The organism is Candidatus Accumulibacter propinquus, assembly GCF_056856495.1.
Window position 1 is genome coordinate 526,435 of the sequence record NZ_JBSEHC010000006.1, and the last position, 17,750, is coordinate 544,184.

At 57.1% G+C, this 17,750-nt stretch carries 13 protein-coding genes and 2 pseudogenes; 13 read left to right on the plus strand and 2 right to left on the minus strand.

Features of this window, described 5'->3' with window-relative positions; all coding sequences use genetic code 11:
* The first annotated feature begins 16 nt into the window (after positions 1 to 16).
* The 13 genes from AC15MQ_RS20675 to AC15MQ_RS20735 all read left to right on the plus strand — a co-directional run bounded on the left by AC15MQ_RS20675 (position 17) and on the right by AC15MQ_RS20735 (position 16,936).
* Complete coding sequence (locus tag AC15MQ_RS20675) at positions 17 to 1,150, plus strand: nucleotidyltransferase family protein (RefSeq protein ID WP_483081179.1); 1,134 nt, start codon at positions 17 to 19, stop codon at positions 1,148 to 1,150.
* Between the two features lie 149 nt (positions 1,151 to 1,299).
* Entirely contained in the window at positions 1,300 to 2,286 is a 987-nt protein-coding gene (locus tag AC15MQ_RS20680; protein WP_483081180.1) for an IS5 family transposase, read from the plus strand.
* A gap of 200 nt (positions 2,287 to 2,486) precedes the next feature.
* The gene (locus tag AC15MQ_RS20685; RefSeq protein WP_483081181.1) at positions 2,487 to 3,593 is read left to right on the plus strand and encodes a glycosyltransferase family 4 protein; all 1,107 of its coding nucleotides are present in this window, start codon (positions 2,487 to 2,489) and stop codon (positions 3,591 to 3,593) included.
* Positions 3,590 to 5,140: a lipopolysaccharide biosynthesis protein gene (locus AC15MQ_RS20690; protein ID WP_483081182.1), complete on the plus strand. Its 1,551-nt coding sequence runs from the start codon at positions 3,590 to 3,592 to the stop codon at positions 5,138 to 5,140. Before AC15MQ_RS20685 ends, AC15MQ_RS20690 begins: the two co-directional genes overlap by 4 nt.
* Positions 5,141 to 5,324: 184 nt before the next feature.
* The gene (locus AC15MQ_RS20695) at positions 5,325 to 5,798 is read left to right on the plus strand and encodes a serine acetyltransferase (RefSeq protein WP_483081201.1); all 474 of its coding nucleotides are present in this window, start codon (positions 5,325 to 5,327) and stop codon (positions 5,796 to 5,798) included.
* A gap of 18 nt (positions 5,799 to 5,816) precedes the next feature.
* The gene (locus tag AC15MQ_RS20700) at positions 5,817 to 6,455 is read left to right on the plus strand and encodes an acyltransferase (protein WP_483081183.1); all 639 of its coding nucleotides are present in this window, start codon (positions 5,817 to 5,819) and stop codon (positions 6,453 to 6,455) included.
* Between the two features lie 25 nt (positions 6,456 to 6,480).
* A complete protein-coding gene (locus AC15MQ_RS20705; protein ID WP_483081184.1) occupies positions 6,481 to 7,722 on the plus strand; it encodes a glycosyltransferase in 1,242 nt (413 codons plus the stop codon).
* A complete protein-coding gene (locus AC15MQ_RS20710; RefSeq protein ID WP_483081185.1) occupies positions 7,719 to 8,855 on the plus strand; it encodes a glycosyltransferase family 4 protein in 1,137 nt (378 codons plus the stop codon). The genes AC15MQ_RS20705 and AC15MQ_RS20710 overlap by 4 nt, the downstream gene beginning before the upstream one ends.
* A 5-nt stretch (positions 8,856 to 8,860) precedes the next feature.
* Positions 8,861 to 10,144, plus strand: coding sequence for a hypothetical protein (locus AC15MQ_RS20715; protein WP_483081186.1), 1,284 nt, complete (start codon positions 8,861 to 8,863; stop codon positions 10,142 to 10,144).
* Positions 10,145 to 11,393: 1,249 nt separating this feature from the next.
* Positions 11,394 to 12,647: an IS4 family transposase gene (locus AC15MQ_RS20720; protein ID WP_326529172.1), complete on the plus strand. Its 1,254-nt coding sequence runs from the start codon at positions 11,394 to 11,396 to the stop codon at positions 12,645 to 12,647.
* A 108-nt stretch (positions 12,648 to 12,755) separates the two neighbouring features.
* Entirely contained in the window at positions 12,756 to 14,114 is a 1,359-nt protein-coding gene (locus AC15MQ_RS20725) for a hypothetical protein (RefSeq protein WP_483081187.1), read from the plus strand.
* A 206-nt stretch (positions 14,115 to 14,320) separates the two neighbouring features.
* Positions 14,321 to 16,102: a heparinase II/III family protein gene (locus tag AC15MQ_RS20730; protein WP_483081188.1), complete on the plus strand. Its 1,782-nt coding sequence runs from the start codon at positions 14,321 to 14,323 to the stop codon at positions 16,100 to 16,102.
* Between the two features lie 72 nt (positions 16,103 to 16,174).
* Positions 16,175 to 16,936, plus strand: coding sequence for a WecB/TagA/CpsF family glycosyltransferase (locus AC15MQ_RS20735; protein WP_483081189.1), 762 nt, complete (start codon positions 16,175 to 16,177; stop codon positions 16,934 to 16,936).
* A gap of 46 nt (positions 16,937 to 16,982) precedes the next feature.
* On the opposite strand, the pseudogene AC15MQ_RS20740 reads toward AC15MQ_RS20735, so the two are convergent.
* Together AC15MQ_RS20740 and AC15MQ_RS20745 are read right to left on the minus strand one after the other, a co-directional pair.
* Positions 16,983 to 17,210: pseudogene (locus AC15MQ_RS20740) on the minus strand (hypothetical protein); the annotation flags it as partial.
* 127 nt (positions 17,211 to 17,337) lie between these two features.
* Positions 17,338 to 17,746: pseudogene (locus AC15MQ_RS20745) on the minus strand (transposase); the annotation flags it as partial.
* Between the last annotated feature and the right edge of the window lie 4 nt (positions 17,747 to 17,750).

Below are 17,750 nucleotides of genomic sequence, written 5' to 3' on the forward strand. Positions count from 1 at the left end.
TGTTTTTGGAGAACGAATGACCAACGCCGGACCCAAAACCAGGCGAACCGCCTTCCAAACCCTCTGCCGGTGCATAACTGGCGCTCTCGGGCAGCCGTTAGCACCGCCAGACTTGCCGGCCAGCCCTGCCGAGTGGGAAAAGGTTCTACGTCTATCGAGCGCTCATCTGGTAACTCCGCAGCTCCGCTGGGCACTGCAAGAGCAGGGGAAAGACCTTATATCCGCGATACCAGCCGACGTGGTCGATTATATCGACGCGATTTATACGCTCAACCTTGAAAAGACTGGTAGCGTTAAAGAACAGTTGGCTCAATTCATTCAGGCGCTGAACTGCCTCGGAGTACGACCGCTCCTGCTCAAGGGCGCAGCGGTGATCGTGGGTGGACTCTATCCAACGGATGGTGAAAGGATGGTCGCCGACATTGATGTTTTGATTCCGCCGTCGAGCTTGCCTAAAATCCTTGAAAAGCTTGCCAGCATTGGCTATCAGGAAATGGACAAGACGGGAGGTCTGGTCAAGATTCGAACTGCGGAAGCACTTTCTCATCATCACTATCCACCACTCTTTAATCTGGATTGGCCAGTATCGGTTGAGTTGCACGTGCAACCTGTTTTGTTGCGCTACGGCCGCTTACTGTCAACTGAAGAGTTATTCCTTGCCGCAACACCATTGTCGTGGCCAGAGGCAGATTTTTTATTACCAGCGCCAGAGCATATGATTGTGCACAACATTATTCATGCCTTCCTGGTGGATGCGCGGGATCAGATGAGGAACATCTCGCTAAGGCAATCGTTTGAGTTTGTCTTGGCCAGTCGTACCTACGCGGATCGTATCGACTGGGATGCCATCAGGGAGCGCTTCGACACGATCGACCAAGGGATTCCTTTGCGACAGTATCTGGCATTGGCGAACCACTGTTTCAACTTTCCGTGGCCAAGCGCAATTACGGTCGATCCGAATCAAGAAGCGAGAATCTGGCCGTACGTGGTCCGGCAGAATCTGGAGAATAACCTTGCACGATTGGCCGTCAACTTTCTATGTGAGTCGGGCCTTCGTCTGCGAAGACTCTATAACGACCCCAGAAGAATCAAGCGGTTGATTGATGCTGATTTCTACTCGAAACTGCGGGACAGCGCCAAGAGATTATAACTGTCGTCCTCAGATGGCGGCCATGGTCTGGAAGTTGATCGGCAGTAGTCACTCACACGCCCTGAAGATAAGCTGTTAGGGAACCGCTGTTTTAATCGCCGCATATCTGTATGGTATAATCTGGGTATCCCCCCCCGTTGAGTCGAGCGATGAAGCAGATCAGTTTTTCGCAAGTCGAGTATGCAGGCAAGAAGCGGACGACGCGGCGGGAAGTGTTCCTTGCCGAAATGGAGCAGGTGATGCCGTGGAGCGAGGTGCTGGGGGTGATCGAACCGCACTACCCGAAGGGGAAGCGGGGTCATCCGCCGGAGGGACTGGAGCGGATGCTGAGGGTGTATCTGGTGCAGCAGTGGTACAACCTGTCGGATGAGGGTGCGGAAGATGAGATCACCGACAGCCAGGCATTGCGCGGGTTTGTGGGGATCGACTTGTCGCGGGAATCGGCACCGGATGCGACAACGCTGTTGCAGTTCCGGCACCTGCTGGAGAAGCATGAACTGACGAAGCAGGTATTCGAGGCGATCAACGGCAAGTTGTCTGCCGCGGGCCTGATGATGCGGGAAGGGACGATCGCGGACGCCACGATTCTTGCCGCACCGCCGTCGGTCAAGAATGAGGCCCAGGCTCGTGATCCGGAGATGCACCAGACAAAGAAGGGGAACCAGTGGTATTTCGGCATGAAAGCGCATATTGGCGTGGATGCCGAAAGCGGTCTGGTGCATACGGTGGTGGGGACGGCGGCGAACGTTGCGGACGTGACCCAGACCGGGGAGGTCCTGCACGGCGAAGAGAAGACGGTGTATCTGGATGCGGGCTATACCGGTGTCGAGAAGCGGGAAGAACTGAAGGATCGGGACATTGACTGGCAGGTGGCGATGAAGCGTGGCAAGCTCAAGGCCGTGCCGGAAGAGAGCGTGCGGGGTCGGCTGTTGCGCCAGTTGGAATCGGTGAAAGCCAGCATCCGATCGAAAGTGGAACATCCGTTCCATATTGTGAACAACCTGTTCCATTTCCGGAAAGTGCGTTACAAAGGCTTGGCCAAGAACACGGCGCAGCTCCACATGCTGTTCGGCCTGGCCAACCTGGTGATCGCCAAGCGGCGGCTGTTGGCGCCCAACGGCCAAGTTGCGTCCTGATGAACGAAGAAGGCCCGGAAGCGGGCGGAAAAAGGGGGAGAACCTCGGCGGATCGACCAAAACTGCATCCAGAAGTCATAACCAGTCAGGTCTGGCACGGCTGCGGGCGGCTTCGCGTCGTCAAGTCTCTCCGAAAGGTGCGTTATTCAGCACTTCCCTAGGTAGCTTGTCGTGCGGATTTCAGCATGTGAAGGGTAAGGATGAAGAAGGTAGTAATACTGTTGCCAACTCACTGGTCGGCCATTCAGGGCGGTGCTGAATATCAAGCGAAACTGATTTGCCGTCACCTCATCGCCAGCGGGCGCTTTGAGGTGCACTGGCTGTCGCGGCGAATTCACCCAGATTACCAAGCACAGGGATACACTATCCATCGAATTTCGGATCCAGCCGGACTACGCGGCAAGGCGCGTTTCTTCGACTACTGGGCACTCACTCGCTTGTTGCGCGAGATTCGCCCTGACGTTGTCTATCAACGTTCGGGTTCAGCCTACACTGGAATAGCGGCGAGATATGCAAGAAAAAGCGGTTGTCGCTTGATCTGGCATGTGGCCTCGGACAGCGACTTGATCCCTTTCTCTGGATCAGTCTGGCAGCCTAAAGCCCTGCTGAAGTACATGGACAAAGCCATCCTGGAATACGGAGTTCGACGGGCGAGCGAGATCGTGGTGCAGACGCATGTCCAGCACCAACTACTGCAAGAGCATTATGGTCGTCAGGCGAGTATGCTGGTCCGCAACCTGCATCCGCTGGCAAACGAAACCCTGGATAAGTTCGCCACCCCGACGGTGCTCTGGATTGCGAACGTTAAACCAAACAAACAACCAGAGGCGTTCATGCGGCTCGGAAGTGCCTGTCTGGATATGCCGAAGGTACGCTTCCTGATGATTGGCCACCCGTTGCCGCACGCGGGGCTGCAGAGCGCCTTTGAGCGTGCTGCAGCGGCAATTCCTAATCTGACTTACCTGGGTAGGCTGCCGTTAGAAGAAGTCAACGTACTGATTGCCCGTAGCCATGTCTTGGTTAACACCAGCCTGATCGAGGGCTTCCCTAACACGTTCATTCAAGCCTGGATGAGACAGGTTCCTGTCCTGAGCCTGAATGTCGACCCTGATCAGTTGCTCGAACATCAAGGGATCGGCTTCTGTGCCCGTGGCGATGAAGCAATCTTGCTTCGGACCCTCCGCGACTGGTTGAACGATGAGTCTCTCCGATCGAGCATTGGCTGCCGCGCGCAAGCCTATGCTCAGGCCGAGCATTCCGAAAGGAACCTGGAACCGCTGGTCGAGCTGATATCGGGGTGTGTATGACCGAACGCGACCCCTACCAAGGCAGGAATGTGCGGCGTGGAATACGTCAGTTCCTCTCCGGGAAACTTATCCAAGCCGTGGCGAGCGTGATGGTGATGCTCATCACGGTGCGGGTAATGGAGGTCGCCCAGTACGCCCTTTATATCACAGCCCTCTCGCTGGCGATTTTCTTGGGCACTGTTTCCATCCTGGGGTTGGACCGCGTGCTTACCCGCTATGTCCCGGAAGGCCGGCTCAAGGCGACCCCTGCCCAGCTCATCCGTTTTATTGGCCAGGTAAGAGGCCTGCGGTTGCTCGCCGTGGGGGGAGTTACCTTAAGTGTTGGACTAGTCTGGCCCTATTTGGCGCCACGGTTGCAGCTGCCTCCGGCTGGCCTCACCCTGCCGGTGCTGGCGTATTCCGTTGTTCACGCATTTGACCAGGTTCAACGTATCGTCCTGCAGTCCCTTATGTTGCAAGCCGCATTGCGCAACGCTATTGCATTTACGTGGATGCTACGCCTCACTCTGCTTTCTGTGGTTATAGTTGCCAATATACCCCTGAATGCTGAACTCGCGATATGGATTACCCTGGTATCGGAAGCTGCGGGTTGGCTATGGATGGTGCTTGCGACAGGAAAACATTATGTTGCGCTTCGGCGAGCCCTGCCGGGTGCTACTGCGAGTAACGTGGTCTGGCCAGGTGACATGCGCGCGATTCTGCGCTTCGGTTGGGACAACTACCTGATGGGGCAGGCATCCTTTCCGTCGCAGGCGCGCGTGCAGCAACTCTTGGTCGCAGCTTATTTCCCGCTGCCGATAGTCGCAGCCTTTGGCTTTTTCCGAAATCTCAGCGAGCAGCTTCGTAGTTATCTGCCTCTTCAACTGATGAAAAACCTGGCCGAGCCTGTGATGTATAGCCGCTATGTGCGGACGCAGGACTTTTCACAGCTCAACGCCATGACGAGTGCCCTGCTAAAAGTTAATATCCTGCTTATTGCTCCCTTGACGGCCTGGCTTTTTGTCGGCGCGGAACCAGCGATTGGTCTCTTGACGGGAGGTAAGTTTGCCGACCAGGTCTGGGTGCTGGCGGTCCTGGTCGCGTCGCAGGTGAGCAGTAGCCAAGTAACCCTGTTAGTCATTGCAGCTAATGCCACTGGGACCAGCCGTCGGCTGCCTGTCGCCACTATCTCTGCCTCTATCTGTACTGTACTACTGCTGTGGACACAGATCTCGACAATTGGAATTCTCGCGATAGCTTTATCGGACTTCGTCTTTGGTTTGGTCACCGTTGGCATCACGGTTGCCGGCATGAGGCGGGAGGGTTACAGGTACGAATTCGATGCTCTGGTCCTGGTGAGGATGACCATGTTTGCGGTTCTGGTGGCGGGACTCTTCATGCTCGCAAGAAAATTCTGGCCCGATCCAGGTGGCCTATTCGGATCCGTGAGTGCCGGCGTTGCCATTGCCGCCGTTTATTGGGCACTCAATATCGCATGGAACCCCTTTGGCACGCAGGAACGTGAGCTGCTGAGCAAGGCTTTGGGGCGGATTCGTCAGCCGTCTTGACGGCAATCCAGCCAGTAAAGCTGCGTGGCCGGGTACAGGGCGACCCAAATGAGGATAAGCAATGACGTTTAAAGAGTACAAATATCTTGTTCTGGCCGATCTCTATCGATTTTCGGGTTCCATCCAGCTCACCGCACTGTTGAGGCATGTCTTGCGCGGAGGGTCATACAAATATGTTTTCTGGATGCGCACTTGTCAATATACTCGTGCCAGCAGGGTTCTTAGATACTGTGTTTATCCCTTTGCACGGTTACTGCTTGGTCGGTACAGATACCGGCTGGGGATATCAATACCTCCAGAGACGTGTGTCGGCAGTGGTTTATATATTGGTCATTTTGGGGGTGTCGTGGTCAACAAGAATAGTGTGATCGGACGGAACTGCAATATATCCCAGGGTGTTACTCTTGGTCAGTCCAATAGAGGGTCGAAGACGGGTTGCCCAATAGTTGGGAACAACGTATATATTGGGCCAGGCGCAAAGATTATCGGTGCCGTAAGAATTGGCAATGACGTGGCAATCGGCGCCAATTGTGTAGTGACGAGAGATGTGCCCGATCATTCGGTAGTGGTTGGTGTGCCGGGCAAAGTCGTTTCGCAGGGCGGGTCAGTAGGCTACTGCAATCGTACGGACTACGATGAACATTTTGGTAAATTTTGATTGGTTGTTTGGGAAAATATGCGCAGTATCTGGAACCCTATCAAGAAAAAAATAACGGTCAGTCCCTGGCCCAAACCTCTGGTTGCCATTTACCTGATGGTGAAGTGGAAGTGCTTTGTGCATCCTGGTGCCCGGATTGCACGTCCGGGAAAAATACGAATTGGAAAAGGGCCGAGTATCGGTCGATGTGTGATCAATATTTGGAGTGATCCAAGGCATGGAGAAGCATATGCAGTGGAGGTTGGGGAGCGGACGGTAATACACGAGAACGTCATCATCGCTACCCAGGGTGGTTATGTGCATCTGGGGAAGGATGTCAGCGTTCATCCATTTTCTGTGGTCTATGGTTATGGTGGTGTGACGATTGGGGACGGGACCAGAATCGCTACTTCAACCGTGATTGTTTCATCGACCCATGGAATAGACGATCCCGATAGAAGAGTTGCCGAGAGTTGGTCAGGAACAGGAATAGAGATTGGTGAGGATGTCTGGGTGGGTGCTGGTGCTCGAATATTGGATGGCATCAGAATAGGTCATCGAAGCGTCATCGGTGCTGGTGCCGTTGTTACCAGGGACATACCCGATGCGAGTATTGCAGTTGGGGTGCCTGCACGCGTCGTGAAGAAACGGTTCGGTGGGGTGAGTCTTGGCCGGTAGCCGCACAGTTCGCCGAGAAGGCTGCATGTCAGAGGCTCGGTTCGCCATCCTCTACCTCACCCCTGAAAGGCATCCGTCGCCGCGCGCGGACGTTGCTGCCCTGTTTGGGAAGTATTTGCCGCGTTTCGGTTTCAGGGTCGACCTTCTGACGCAAGCGGCCGAACCCGGCGCTGTCGCAGATTGGCCGGGTGGACATAACCGAGTCAGACCTGTTAAAGGTCGACGAAGTCGCGACACCTTGGCGGGTCTGGTACATCGACTGAGGTCCTTGTACTTGGCATCATTGTCTGGCTACGATGTGGTCGTGGTGCGGGACATGCCCAGCATTGCAGCGCTGGGCTGGCTGGCTTGTCGCTTGAGGGGCCGGGCTTTTGTCTACTGGATGTCATTTCCCATCGTCGATTCGTATCGCATGCTTGCCGACCTAGGTCCGCGCAAAATTGGCTGGTTGCGCTGGCTCTATGCCCGTCTAAGAGAACACGCAGGGGGTTTTCTCCTCCGTCGTGTGGTGTTGCCGGGTGCCAACCATGTTTTTGTGCAAAGCGCTGCGATGCTCGAGGACGTGTTGACTAAAGGCTGCTCGTCGGAACGAACGACACCCGTTCCCATGGGCGTCGATGTGGAGTTGATGTCCGCGGAGCTTGTCGAAGCGGCAGCGGACCCCAGATTGATCGGCCGCGAAACACTGATCTATTGTGGGACGTTTTCCGCGTCGAGGAGGCTGGATATCGTTATTGAAGGATTCGCCCTGGCTTGGCGCGAACGTCCGACGATTATTTTGGTAATGGTTGGTCGAGAAGAGATCAACGGCGAGATCGCCGCCTTGCAGGCAGGTGCGGAGCGGCTGGGAGTGGCTGAGCACGTGGTATGGGCTGGCTGGCTGCCGCTGGCCACGGTCGCAGGCTTGGTGCGCGCCGCAAGGATCGGCCTATCGCTGATCCCTCGTGGTCCGCTGTTCGATGTCTCCTCGCCGACTAAGCTCTGCGAGTACCTGGCCTTGGGCGTGCCCGGGCTGGTCAATGACATTCCCGATCAGGCACTTGTAGCTCGGCGCTCGCAAGCTGCAAGAGTCGTGGCCATGGAACCGGCGGCGATTGCTGGCGGGATCCTCGCCATGCTGCGTAATCCCGAGGACTTGGCCGCCATGAGCGCGCGTGGCCCGGCCTATGTACGTTCGGAGCGGAGCTACGGAGTAATTGCAGGTCAGGTGGCAAATGTCTTGGTAGCATGTGCGCAGAGTAGTCCCAGGAAGAGCTTGTGCCCATGATCTCGCTCAGGCTACTCGTGGTGGCACCGCAGCCTGGCATGATTGGCGGCGTCAGCACTTTTGCCAACACGCTTTGCGCGTACATGGGCGAGCGGCACAAAGTGGTGCGGGCCGCTGTCGGTCAGGACCAGAGCAGCTTACCTCTGCCGCTACGCTTGCTACGCGACGGTTGGCGCCTAATGCGGCAGATTCGCGGATTAAGACCCGATGTGGTCCTGCTCAATCCATCTTTCGACAATGCAATTCTTCGCGACGCTTTCTATCTGCAACTGATCCGACTGGTGCATCGCGGGGTGATCGTTGTTTTCAACCATGGCTGGGGTACCTCCTATCCGGAGCGCGTCGGACGCAGTCCGTTCCTGCGCTTTTTGGGCAGACTCTTGTTCGGCCACGTCGAACGGATCTACGTGCTCGGGCAGGCGCGTAGGGAGATCCTTCTCGCGTGGCGCTTTGACGCTGGGCAGGTCGTTGCAACGACCACCATGTATGATCATCGGCAGTTTGATGGCCTGGCACGGCTTCGCAGGACTACTAGTGAGCGACAGTCTATTCGCTTGCTTTTCCTGTCACGCATGGCCATCGGCAAGGGTGCGAGTGAACTGGTGCAGGTACTGGCGCGTCTTGCGCAGGCGCATCCCGAGGTTGAACTGGAATGCGCCGGCGACGGCGAAGATCGTCCCCGAGCGGAGCAACTGGCCGCCGAGTTGGGCGTTACTGACCGAGTGAGCTTTAGAGGTTTCGTCAGTGGAGAAGCCAAGGCGCAGTCCTTGTTAGATGCCGACCTGTTCGTGCTGCCTACGCGCCTGAACGAGGGCTTGCCGGTATCGCTTCTGGAAGCGATGGGGGCTGGTCTGCCGATTATTGCCTCCGGTCAGGGCGGTATCGTCGATCTTTTTGACCAGGGTGCTCAGGGGAGCATGATGTCAGCCACGCCAGAAATTGAAGAGATCGAGGTCTGCCTGCGTGGATGGATCGCCGATCCCACCCGCAGCCGCATGGCTGGGGAGGCGAATCGTGCTCTGGCCATGCAGAAATTCTCGGCCAGCGCGTGGTGTGACGCCCTTGGGGAGGATTTCCTGAGCCTTGTTGCTGCTCGAGGCGCATGCGCGGGCAAAGCCGCGGCCAAGCGGTGACAGCCATGTCGGTATTTCGCTGCGTGGTAAGCGCGATGCTTCGGCATCTGCCGGGCCGTGGCCTGCATATCAGGCGGTTGTGGCACCAGATCAAGGGCTATCGGTACGCACGTACAAAGTATCGGCTGGCGGCCGCTTCGGGCTGGCGTTTGCCCGATCCGGACCGTGTGCTACTCTTGCCTCCGGACATGGTGGTGGGGCATACGTGCTTTCAGCCGGAAGGATCAACGCTCGAGTTGCGTAACGCTGTTTTCGGGCTGGATGTCATTCCTGGGAGCGTTCTCGGTGGCGAATGGGATGTCGGCGCCCCGCCTTTCGAATCGTTGGCTGCTTACCGTTCGATCGAGCAACGTGTGCGCCAGGGAACACACTGGCGCGACACCGAGTACTTCGCGGAGTCAATGCGTGACATCAATGCAGGTCGTACGCTGTGGAACTGCCGCAATGAGAACGAGTTGGAGGCGCGCCTGCAATACATCGACAGCGTCGTCGACAGTGTGCGCCAGCATGGCATGCTGCGCCAACGGGAGGTTACTGCGCAGCATGACCCGACTCGTCGCTTTTCCGATGAGGTCGAGGTCAATGTTGCCCGCAATGGTGCGATCCTGTTTCAAGACGGCCGTCACCGGCTATCCATCGCCAAAGTGCTGAAGGTGCCACTCATTCCGGTGAAGGTACGCGTTCGCCATCGGCAGTGGCAGGTGCTGCGCGAGCAAGTCCTGGACTTGCGCAGCACTAGCGACGATGGTCGGCTACTGCTGCCTTTCCCCGTGCCGCACCCTGATTTTGGGGACATTGCGAGCGACGACACGGCCCGTCTTGCGATCGATACCTTGCTTCAGCTACTGGGGAAACGGCGACTGCGTGTGCTGGATCTGGAAGGACGTCTCGGCTTTGTGTCTTGCCAGCTAGCCGTTGCGGGACACGAAGTGACCACGGTCGAGCCTGACGACAAGCTCCGCAGGATAGGTGCTGGCGTCTGCGCTTCGCTCTTGCCTGCGCTACTTTGGCTGGGGCAGAGTCCTGCCGACACGACAGCATTTGACTTGGTGGTCGCGTTCGGCAGCACCGGAATCGCGCCCCGAACGACTTTGGAGATGCAGCAGTTGACGGCAATTGCACGGCACGCACCGGGACCTCCGGTTCTGGCGACGATGCCCTCAACCCCTGCGCTGGGGCACACCGTGGTACCCTTGCCAGGGGACTGGCAGCTTGTGGGGTGGAACCTCGACGGCCTACCAAGGAACCGCTTGCTGTGTCAGGATAGCTGTAGCCCCGAAAATCTCTGAGGCGAGGAATGGGGTTACGCACAGTAGCTTTGCTGTCAACCGGTGTCCGATGTCATGATTGAGTTCTCTAGTCATTCGCAGGCAGTCGAAGATTTGCGTATTGGGAAGTTGAGCTGCCTCTGAAATTTTGTCTTCCCAGGGTGACGCAGAATCTAGTCACTTTGGGAGCGAGCCCTGAATCAGGTTCGGAGCGCGGACATCACCTGCTTATGGGACGCTGAAGGCTGGCTGTACCTGGCCATGGCCTGATTTAGGAAACGACCGGCACTTGGTCTGATGTACCACTCCGATCGAGACAGCCAGTACGCCAGTCATGCCTTTCAGGACAAACTCAAGGCCTCCGGCATGACCTGCTCCACGAGCCGGTAAAGCAACTGCCGAGACACGTGCCGATGGCAAGCTGATTCAACAGCTTCACGAACGAGAGGGTGCGTGGTCTTCGCTACACTACTCACCCCAAGATCAATGCCGCCGCCTTTGAATTGATTGAGGTCCTCTACATTAGAAAGCTGCAGCATTCGACCTCTCGGCTAGAGGGCGCCAGTTCAGTTTCTGGGGATCTGTATCAGAGCGCAGCATCCGGAAAAACTGTTAGCATCAAATTTACTCTTTGAAACACGAAAAACCGAGGGAACTTCAGCTAGTGGCTGGAGTGGTCTGTCGTCTGTCGTCTGTTGGACTGGCGGCTCGGCATTGGACCGTTGCCGGTTTGGTCTGGAATGGTCGTTTCGTGCATTATTCGTGCAACGAGCAGTGAAGCTGCGCCCAGGGCTTCCGCACTCGGATATCATATATACTAGGCCACATAACCGTATGATTCGTGAAAACTATATTTCATTTTTTTGCCTTATCCTGCATCGCTTCGTATTACCGAGCGCTGGCACCCATGATGGCAATCTGAGCGTTGGATTGACGCGACACCCAACAATAGCAAGAAATTATATTGGAAACATTAACTTTGCTGACAACGGTGTCCGGCTGTGATTCAAGCCGAAGCAGGCAAGCTTGCCCATGAGACAGCGTCAGCCCCGCTATACGCAGATAATGGGATCGTTTAATAGGAAAAGGCCGGTGCGCAATCTACGCTCCCTATGGAACAGATCATGGGACGGAAAAATTTTTTCAAAAATATCGCAAAAAACACTTGACACAGGTTTAGCAAAATGCTCGCAATTTATGCTGTATAAACAACAGCTTATTGGAGCCTCGTGTGGATACCGAACGATTAACTGCAGTCATGGACAGCCTCATGAATCAAACCGTCTTGGGAGAATTGTTGGCGCCGGTGGCTCGTGCCTTGGCGCAGATACGCGGTACCGACACGGTATCGCGGGTGTTGAGCATGGCGGATTTTATCGGCCTTGGAGTACTGCGCCACCTGCAAGGCATGCGCACGCTGCGCGAGCAGGTGCAGTCGCTGCTGCATTGGGAGCCGGGAACGGCGCTGCGCGCCCCACTGGCGCGTTCCACCTGGTCGGACGCGCTGTCCTCGCGCCACCGCCGCGCAGTCTTGCAGGCAGCGATGGCGCCGTTGCTCGGCGAGGCACGGGCGGTGCTGCCGGATCGTCTGGCGCAATTCCCTGCCCTGCAAGGGCGCCCGGTGTATGCGATGGATGGGACGTATCAGAGCGAAAGCGCACACTACGGGCGGTGTACGCCCCGGCAGGGCGGCGAGGACAATCCCAAGGGACACGCGCTGTTGAGCTTCTACGACGTGCGCCTGGGTTGTCCCACCGACGTGCACGTCGATACCCGCAGTCGCCACGAGACGGCGCTGTTGCGCGACTACGATCAATCCGCGCAGCCCATGACCCGTCACAAGGGTGCGCTGTGGCTGGTCGACCGCGCGTTCATCGACGCGGCGTTTTGGGATAGCCGGAAAAAGCGCTTGGGCATGACCCTGATCACGCGCATGAAAAGCAGCCTGTGCATCGAGTCCACCGAGCCCTTGCCGGTGGCGGACGTGCCGACTAACGAAGGGGTGCTCAAGGATCTGCGCATCACCTTGCGCAGTTCCCGCCAAAACTGGCGCCTGATCACCTTCCGCAGCCCGCGTGGCCATCTCGTGGAGTTTCTGACCAACGAGTTCAAGCTCGAACCCGGCGTCATCGCCTTCCTCTACTCGCGTCGCTGGGAGGAGGAGAAGTGTTTTGACACCTGGAAGAACGACTTCAGCCTGGCCAAGGCCTGGGGCGCCAGCCTGGCGGCCATCGAGAATCAGGTCCGCCTGGCCATTGTCACCAGCCTCTTGGTGGCCCTGCTGTTGCACCGCAGAATGGGCCAGCACGGAATCGCGGACGAGAAAGCGTTGCGCAAGCAGGACCGGCGCCAGACCTCCGCGACCGACGGGACCGATCGCCCCGACTGGAGCACCCCGGTATTCCGCTACACCTCGAAGGTGAGCCGCCAAGTCCTGCGCTTCTTCAAGCACTGTTTTCACAAACCAGCCTCCCAGGCGCTCTATGAGGCCCAGTTGAGGCCATTGTTGTTGGCATACCTATGAAGCAACCGGACACCGTTGCTTTGCTGATGCATTCCGAGAGCAGAGACCCTGGGGCTGCGTCAGGCTACGGCAGTTCATTTTGATATCATCGGTCAAGGATGGCAATCCATGAGGGTCCGACTCAATCTGGTCAATATCGCTGTTGGCATAATGCTCGTGATGAGCTTTACGGGCAGCTATTTCGTATTCCTAGGGCTGCTTCCCGAATTGGTTCCGAACCAGATCGTTATCGCTTGTACCTTGTTGGTGCTTACAAAGTGGCGAATGGGGAATCAGCGGAGAGCAGCTTTCATTGTTGTGCCCGGGAGAGGATGGATTCTAATGCTGTTGGGGGTGACGCTGTTTTCCGGCGCGCTGTCCATGGAGGGCGCGTTACAGATCTTGTTGTTCAGCTATAGCGCTCTGCTGTTCTATCTCGTGCTGCTGATACTGGCGAATGCTCGTCTAAACAGCAATGACTACTGGTTTTTCGCGCTGATAGTAGTCATTCTTTCTTTGATTCAGATTCCTGTCGCCGCGTATCGGCTAATGGACATGGGCTGGTCTGTTCAAACCGAAGTGTATTCGGAATTAAGTGGCTTCGGCAGCGAGGGCGCCAGCGGCACTTTCGGTTCAGCCACGGGAACGATGGGTACCCTGTTCCCGCTGGCCGCAATTGGCGTGGCTCTTAGCTTGACAGTCAATGGAGCGATCCGTACACGAACCTTCGTCCTCCTCCTGCTCTGGTTCGTCGTGTTTGCGTTCCTCGTGGGCAAGCGAGCGTTTCCCCTTGTCCTCCCAGTGTATCTGGCAATTGCATATTACTTTCTCTCCTGGAGCAGGAATCGTCTGGGAGCTCTAATCAAGGCAGTGCGGTTAACTCTACCCATAGCCATGATCATGATTTTTTTCGCCGCTAAACTTCATCCATCGCTGAATCCTGAGCGTCAGGTGTGGGGGTCTTTCGATCTGGCCTATATTCACCAGTACGTTATCGACTATGAATCCGGTGAGAGTTACGAAGGTTCGTCTACCGGGCGTCTTTCGAGCACGCTGAGGGCGCTAGGGTATAGTGTTGAGCAGGGATTCAGGACCGTCCTCATCGGCAGAGGCCCAGGGGCCTTGGTAAAGTCGGGAGTTGCCGAGCGTAAGTATGAGGCGACTCTGGAGGAGATCGGTATAGCCTATGGGGTAAGCGGCGCTCTCTGGATCTTTGTGCAATTGGGAGTCGTTGGCCTCGTAGCGATGAGTGGTTTGCTGATCGCTCTGACACGGCGAGCCTATGTCGCGTACCGGCGATCGGTGACCTGTCTTGATCGTGCGTGGTACGGCAGCGTTTTTGCCTTGGGGCTTGTGTTAGTGATGGATTTCTTTTTCTACTCACGTGGCATACTTACTCCGCTATCGATCGTTTTTGCTGTAGCGTTGGCTCCTTGCTACGCACCAATGCGTCGCGTCTCTGGTCAGCTATTCATGCTTCCTAAATGACGTGCGGTCGTCCTGCATTTCGGAGAGAGTGGATGGCAAAAGCAGGCTGGTACTTTCAGCGCATGCGGGCGATGGGTCCCACAGAGCTTCTTTGGCGTGCGTGGCGCTTGGGCAGGGCTTGTGTAGGAGCGCTGCGGCCTTGGCGCGAGGCCAAGTTCACGGACCTTGGGGAGATCTGGAATGGGTGTCCTTGCGCCGAGGAACTAATGCGGCTGAATCCCGCCTTTCCGGTGTGCCCGGTGACAGAACAACTTGCGACATGGCCACCGGAGTGGCGGGCAGCTTGCCTGACCGATGCGGACGCGGCCCTGGCACACCGGGCGGATTTCTTCATGCTGCGAGGGCGAGAACTCGGTGAATCTATTGACTGGCACTGCGATTATGCCAGCGGCCTCCACGTCGAACTGGTCTATTCGGCTTTCCTTGATTACCGCGACGCCCGACGGGTAGGGGATGTTAAGGTTATCTGGGAGGTGGGCCGGATGGGGCAACTGCCCCGTCTCGGACAGGCTTGGCGGTGGACTCGGGATGATCGGTATGCACGGGAGATCGTTGGGCAGATTAAGTCGTGGATTGAAAGTAATCCCTGGATGCGGGGGATCCACTGGACCAGCCCGATGGAATGCGCTTTGCGCCTCATTGCCTGGACTTGGTCTTTCCACCTCATCCGCGATTGGGACGGGTTGCAGGACGATTTCTGCCGTCTTCTCGTCGCCTCCATCCATCAGCATCTCGTATTCATCGACCGAAGCTACTCATTGTTCAGTTCGGCTAACAATCACCTCATCGCCGAAGCGAGCGGAGTCTATGTCGCTGCAGCGTACTGGCGCGGTTTGAAAGGCTCGGCGCGCTGGGTTCGTCGGGCGCGGGCGCATCTACTTCGGGAATGCCTTAGGCAGAATACGGGCGATGGCGTGAACCACGAGCAGAGTTTTGCTTACCAAATCTTCGTATGGGATTTGCTTGTGCTGCCGGCCTTGTTCGCGCGTGCATCCGGTGACGACTTTCCACCCCCTTATTGGGATCGCGTCGAACGAATGGCGGAGTTCATGGCTTGGGCCAGTGATGGCGAGGGCAATACCCCTAACATCGGCGATGAGGACGAAGGTGTAGCCATACGCTTGGGTGGAGACAGGGACAAGCCTGTCCGGAACATGCTCGCCTTGGCGGCAGCATTGTTCGGTAGAGGTGAGTTCCTTTCCAGAGCCGGACCCTATGCACAAGAGCGTGCTTCCTGGCTGGTACCCCAGCAGTTGCCAGAGCCGATAGATCAAGCATGGGCAAGTCAAAGCTTTCCAGAAGGTGGCTACCAAGTAATCCGTTCCGCGACCGAGGTGAAACGAGAGTTCTTCCTTGTGTTCGACGTGGGACCCAATGGCGACCGGGTAACAGGGGTTCACGGTCACGCCGATGCTCTCAGCATCGTGCTTCATCTTGGAGGTCAGCCGTTTCTGGCAGATCCCGGCACTTTCAGCTACCAGGATGTCCCGTCACGACGTTACTTCCGGTCCACGCTACGGCACAACACGCTGTGTTTCGGCGAAGACGACCAGAGCGAGTACCTCAACCGCTTCCTCTGGGGGCGGCGCGCCGAGGTGGAACTCCATGAGGCCAACTTGGGCCGGGAGGAGGGCCTTGTTGCAGGGCGCGTGAGGTGGTGGACTGGTGCAACGCACCAACGTCGGATCGCCTACGATTTGGGTGCATCCACTCTCAGTCTGATGGACCAATGGAACGGGTACAGAGCACCCACTCTGAATTTTACTCTTGCGCCCCAGATCGGGATCGCATTGCTGACTGATCGGTCTGTGCGCCTTGTGGGTGCGCATGCGAGCTTGCTCTTGGAAAGCACCCTTGGGCGTTTCGAAGTTCAGAAGATGGCGTTTTCCCGGCGCTGCTACGAGCAAGAGATGACCTGTGCATTGCGACTCCAACTACCGGGGATGCGAGGCGAGGCAACGACCACACTGACGTGGCAGTGGGCTTGACAAATGACCGGCAACTGCAGAAGCCTGCTGGGCGTCCAGTGGTAGGGCCCTCTGCACGGATTGGAGAAAGATATGAAACGGGTAGACCGTGTGACGATTCTTGGCGCGCCTGTGGACTGCCTCGATATGGCTACGGCCATCGAGTTAGCCGAGGCACGCATCCGAGACTCGCGTTCAGCAGGAGCGGTCTTGGCGGTCAATCCAGAGAAAGTCTATGCTCTGCGAGACAACCGCTTCTTGGCCGAATTTTTCGCACAGGCGGCAATCCTGATCCCCGATGGCATCGGTGTGGTCCTCGCCATGCGGCTGAATGGCTATCGCGCCGCCCGTGTGCCGGGAGTGGATCTCATGCAGAAGCTCTGCGCGGTAGCCGAGGACCGCGGATATCGAGTTTTCATCTACGGAGCTGAGGAGGATGTCAATCGCGCCGCGGTTGCGCGTCTATGTGAGCGACATCCGGCCCTGCAGGTCGTGGGCCGCGCCAACGGCTATACGAAGGATCAAGAAATGGCTGGCCTGGTGGACCGGATCAATGAATCGAAGGCCGACATTCTATTCGTTGCGCTCGGTAGCCCGCGCCAAGAAGCATGGATGTACCAATACCTCGACCGACTGCAGACTGTACGCATTTGCCAAGGCGTCGGAGGGAGTCTTAATGCCATTGTGGGGACCGTGAAACGCGCACCGGTAACTGTGCAGCGGTTGAATCTCGAGTGGTTGTTTCGTTTGGTTCAGCAGCCCACCAGAGCCCGAAGGCAGATCAAGCTGTTGCGATTTGTATGGGAAGTTGGCCTGGATAAGGCAAGGGCATTACTTGGCAATCGGAATGCCTGACTTTCTGATTTGGGTGCGGCTCTTTTGAGCCACAGTTTCTCGGCGATCACGCAGCCAATTTGATGTCATCGTTTTGGGGTGCCAACAGATAGTTGCGCTGGCGTTCTTGTCGATGGTGAAAGGCTATGTACTCCTCGAAGTCGCCGCTGGCAAGGAGTGAGCGCAAGCGGAGCACCGCTTCCGCGCCGTCCAGACTCCAGCGAGCGTCGGTGAGGTCCATGCGGTCCTTGACCAGGTGACGACAAGCGTCCTTGATGATGCCGGTGGCGATCGGTCAGCCGTTGGCCAGTGAGGTGGCATAGTCGAAACGTGCCATGTTCTTGAGTGAGTGAGGCTTTGGCGGGTGGCGCTGCGGTATATCCCCGCGGCCACGTCGCTGACTTTACCCTGGTCCGGGATTACAGGCTGTCTCCCAGTTGCTTCAGCCGGAACATCATGTTCTCGGCGATGCTGCGCCGGTGGTAGCCGCTGTCGTTCTTCCAGCCGGCGAGTCCCTTGGCTTCGATTGCTTGGAGGATGGCGTCGCGGTGGTGGTCGTCTCCCCACGCAAACGCACCATCGTGGGGCAGGAGGGTGGCCACGCGCGTCCCGTTCGGCAATTGCCGCGTGGCAGCCGTGGCTGTCGTAGGCGCCATCGGCCGAGACCTGCGAGACTTTCCCCTCGACCTGATCAATCAGGCCGGGCAAGATTTCGCTGTCGCCCCAGGCGGTGGTGGTCACTTCGATGCCGATGATGTCCTTGCTGGTTTCGTCAACCGCCAGATGGATCTTCCGCCACGTGCGACGCTTACCCACCCCGTGCTGACGCACCGTT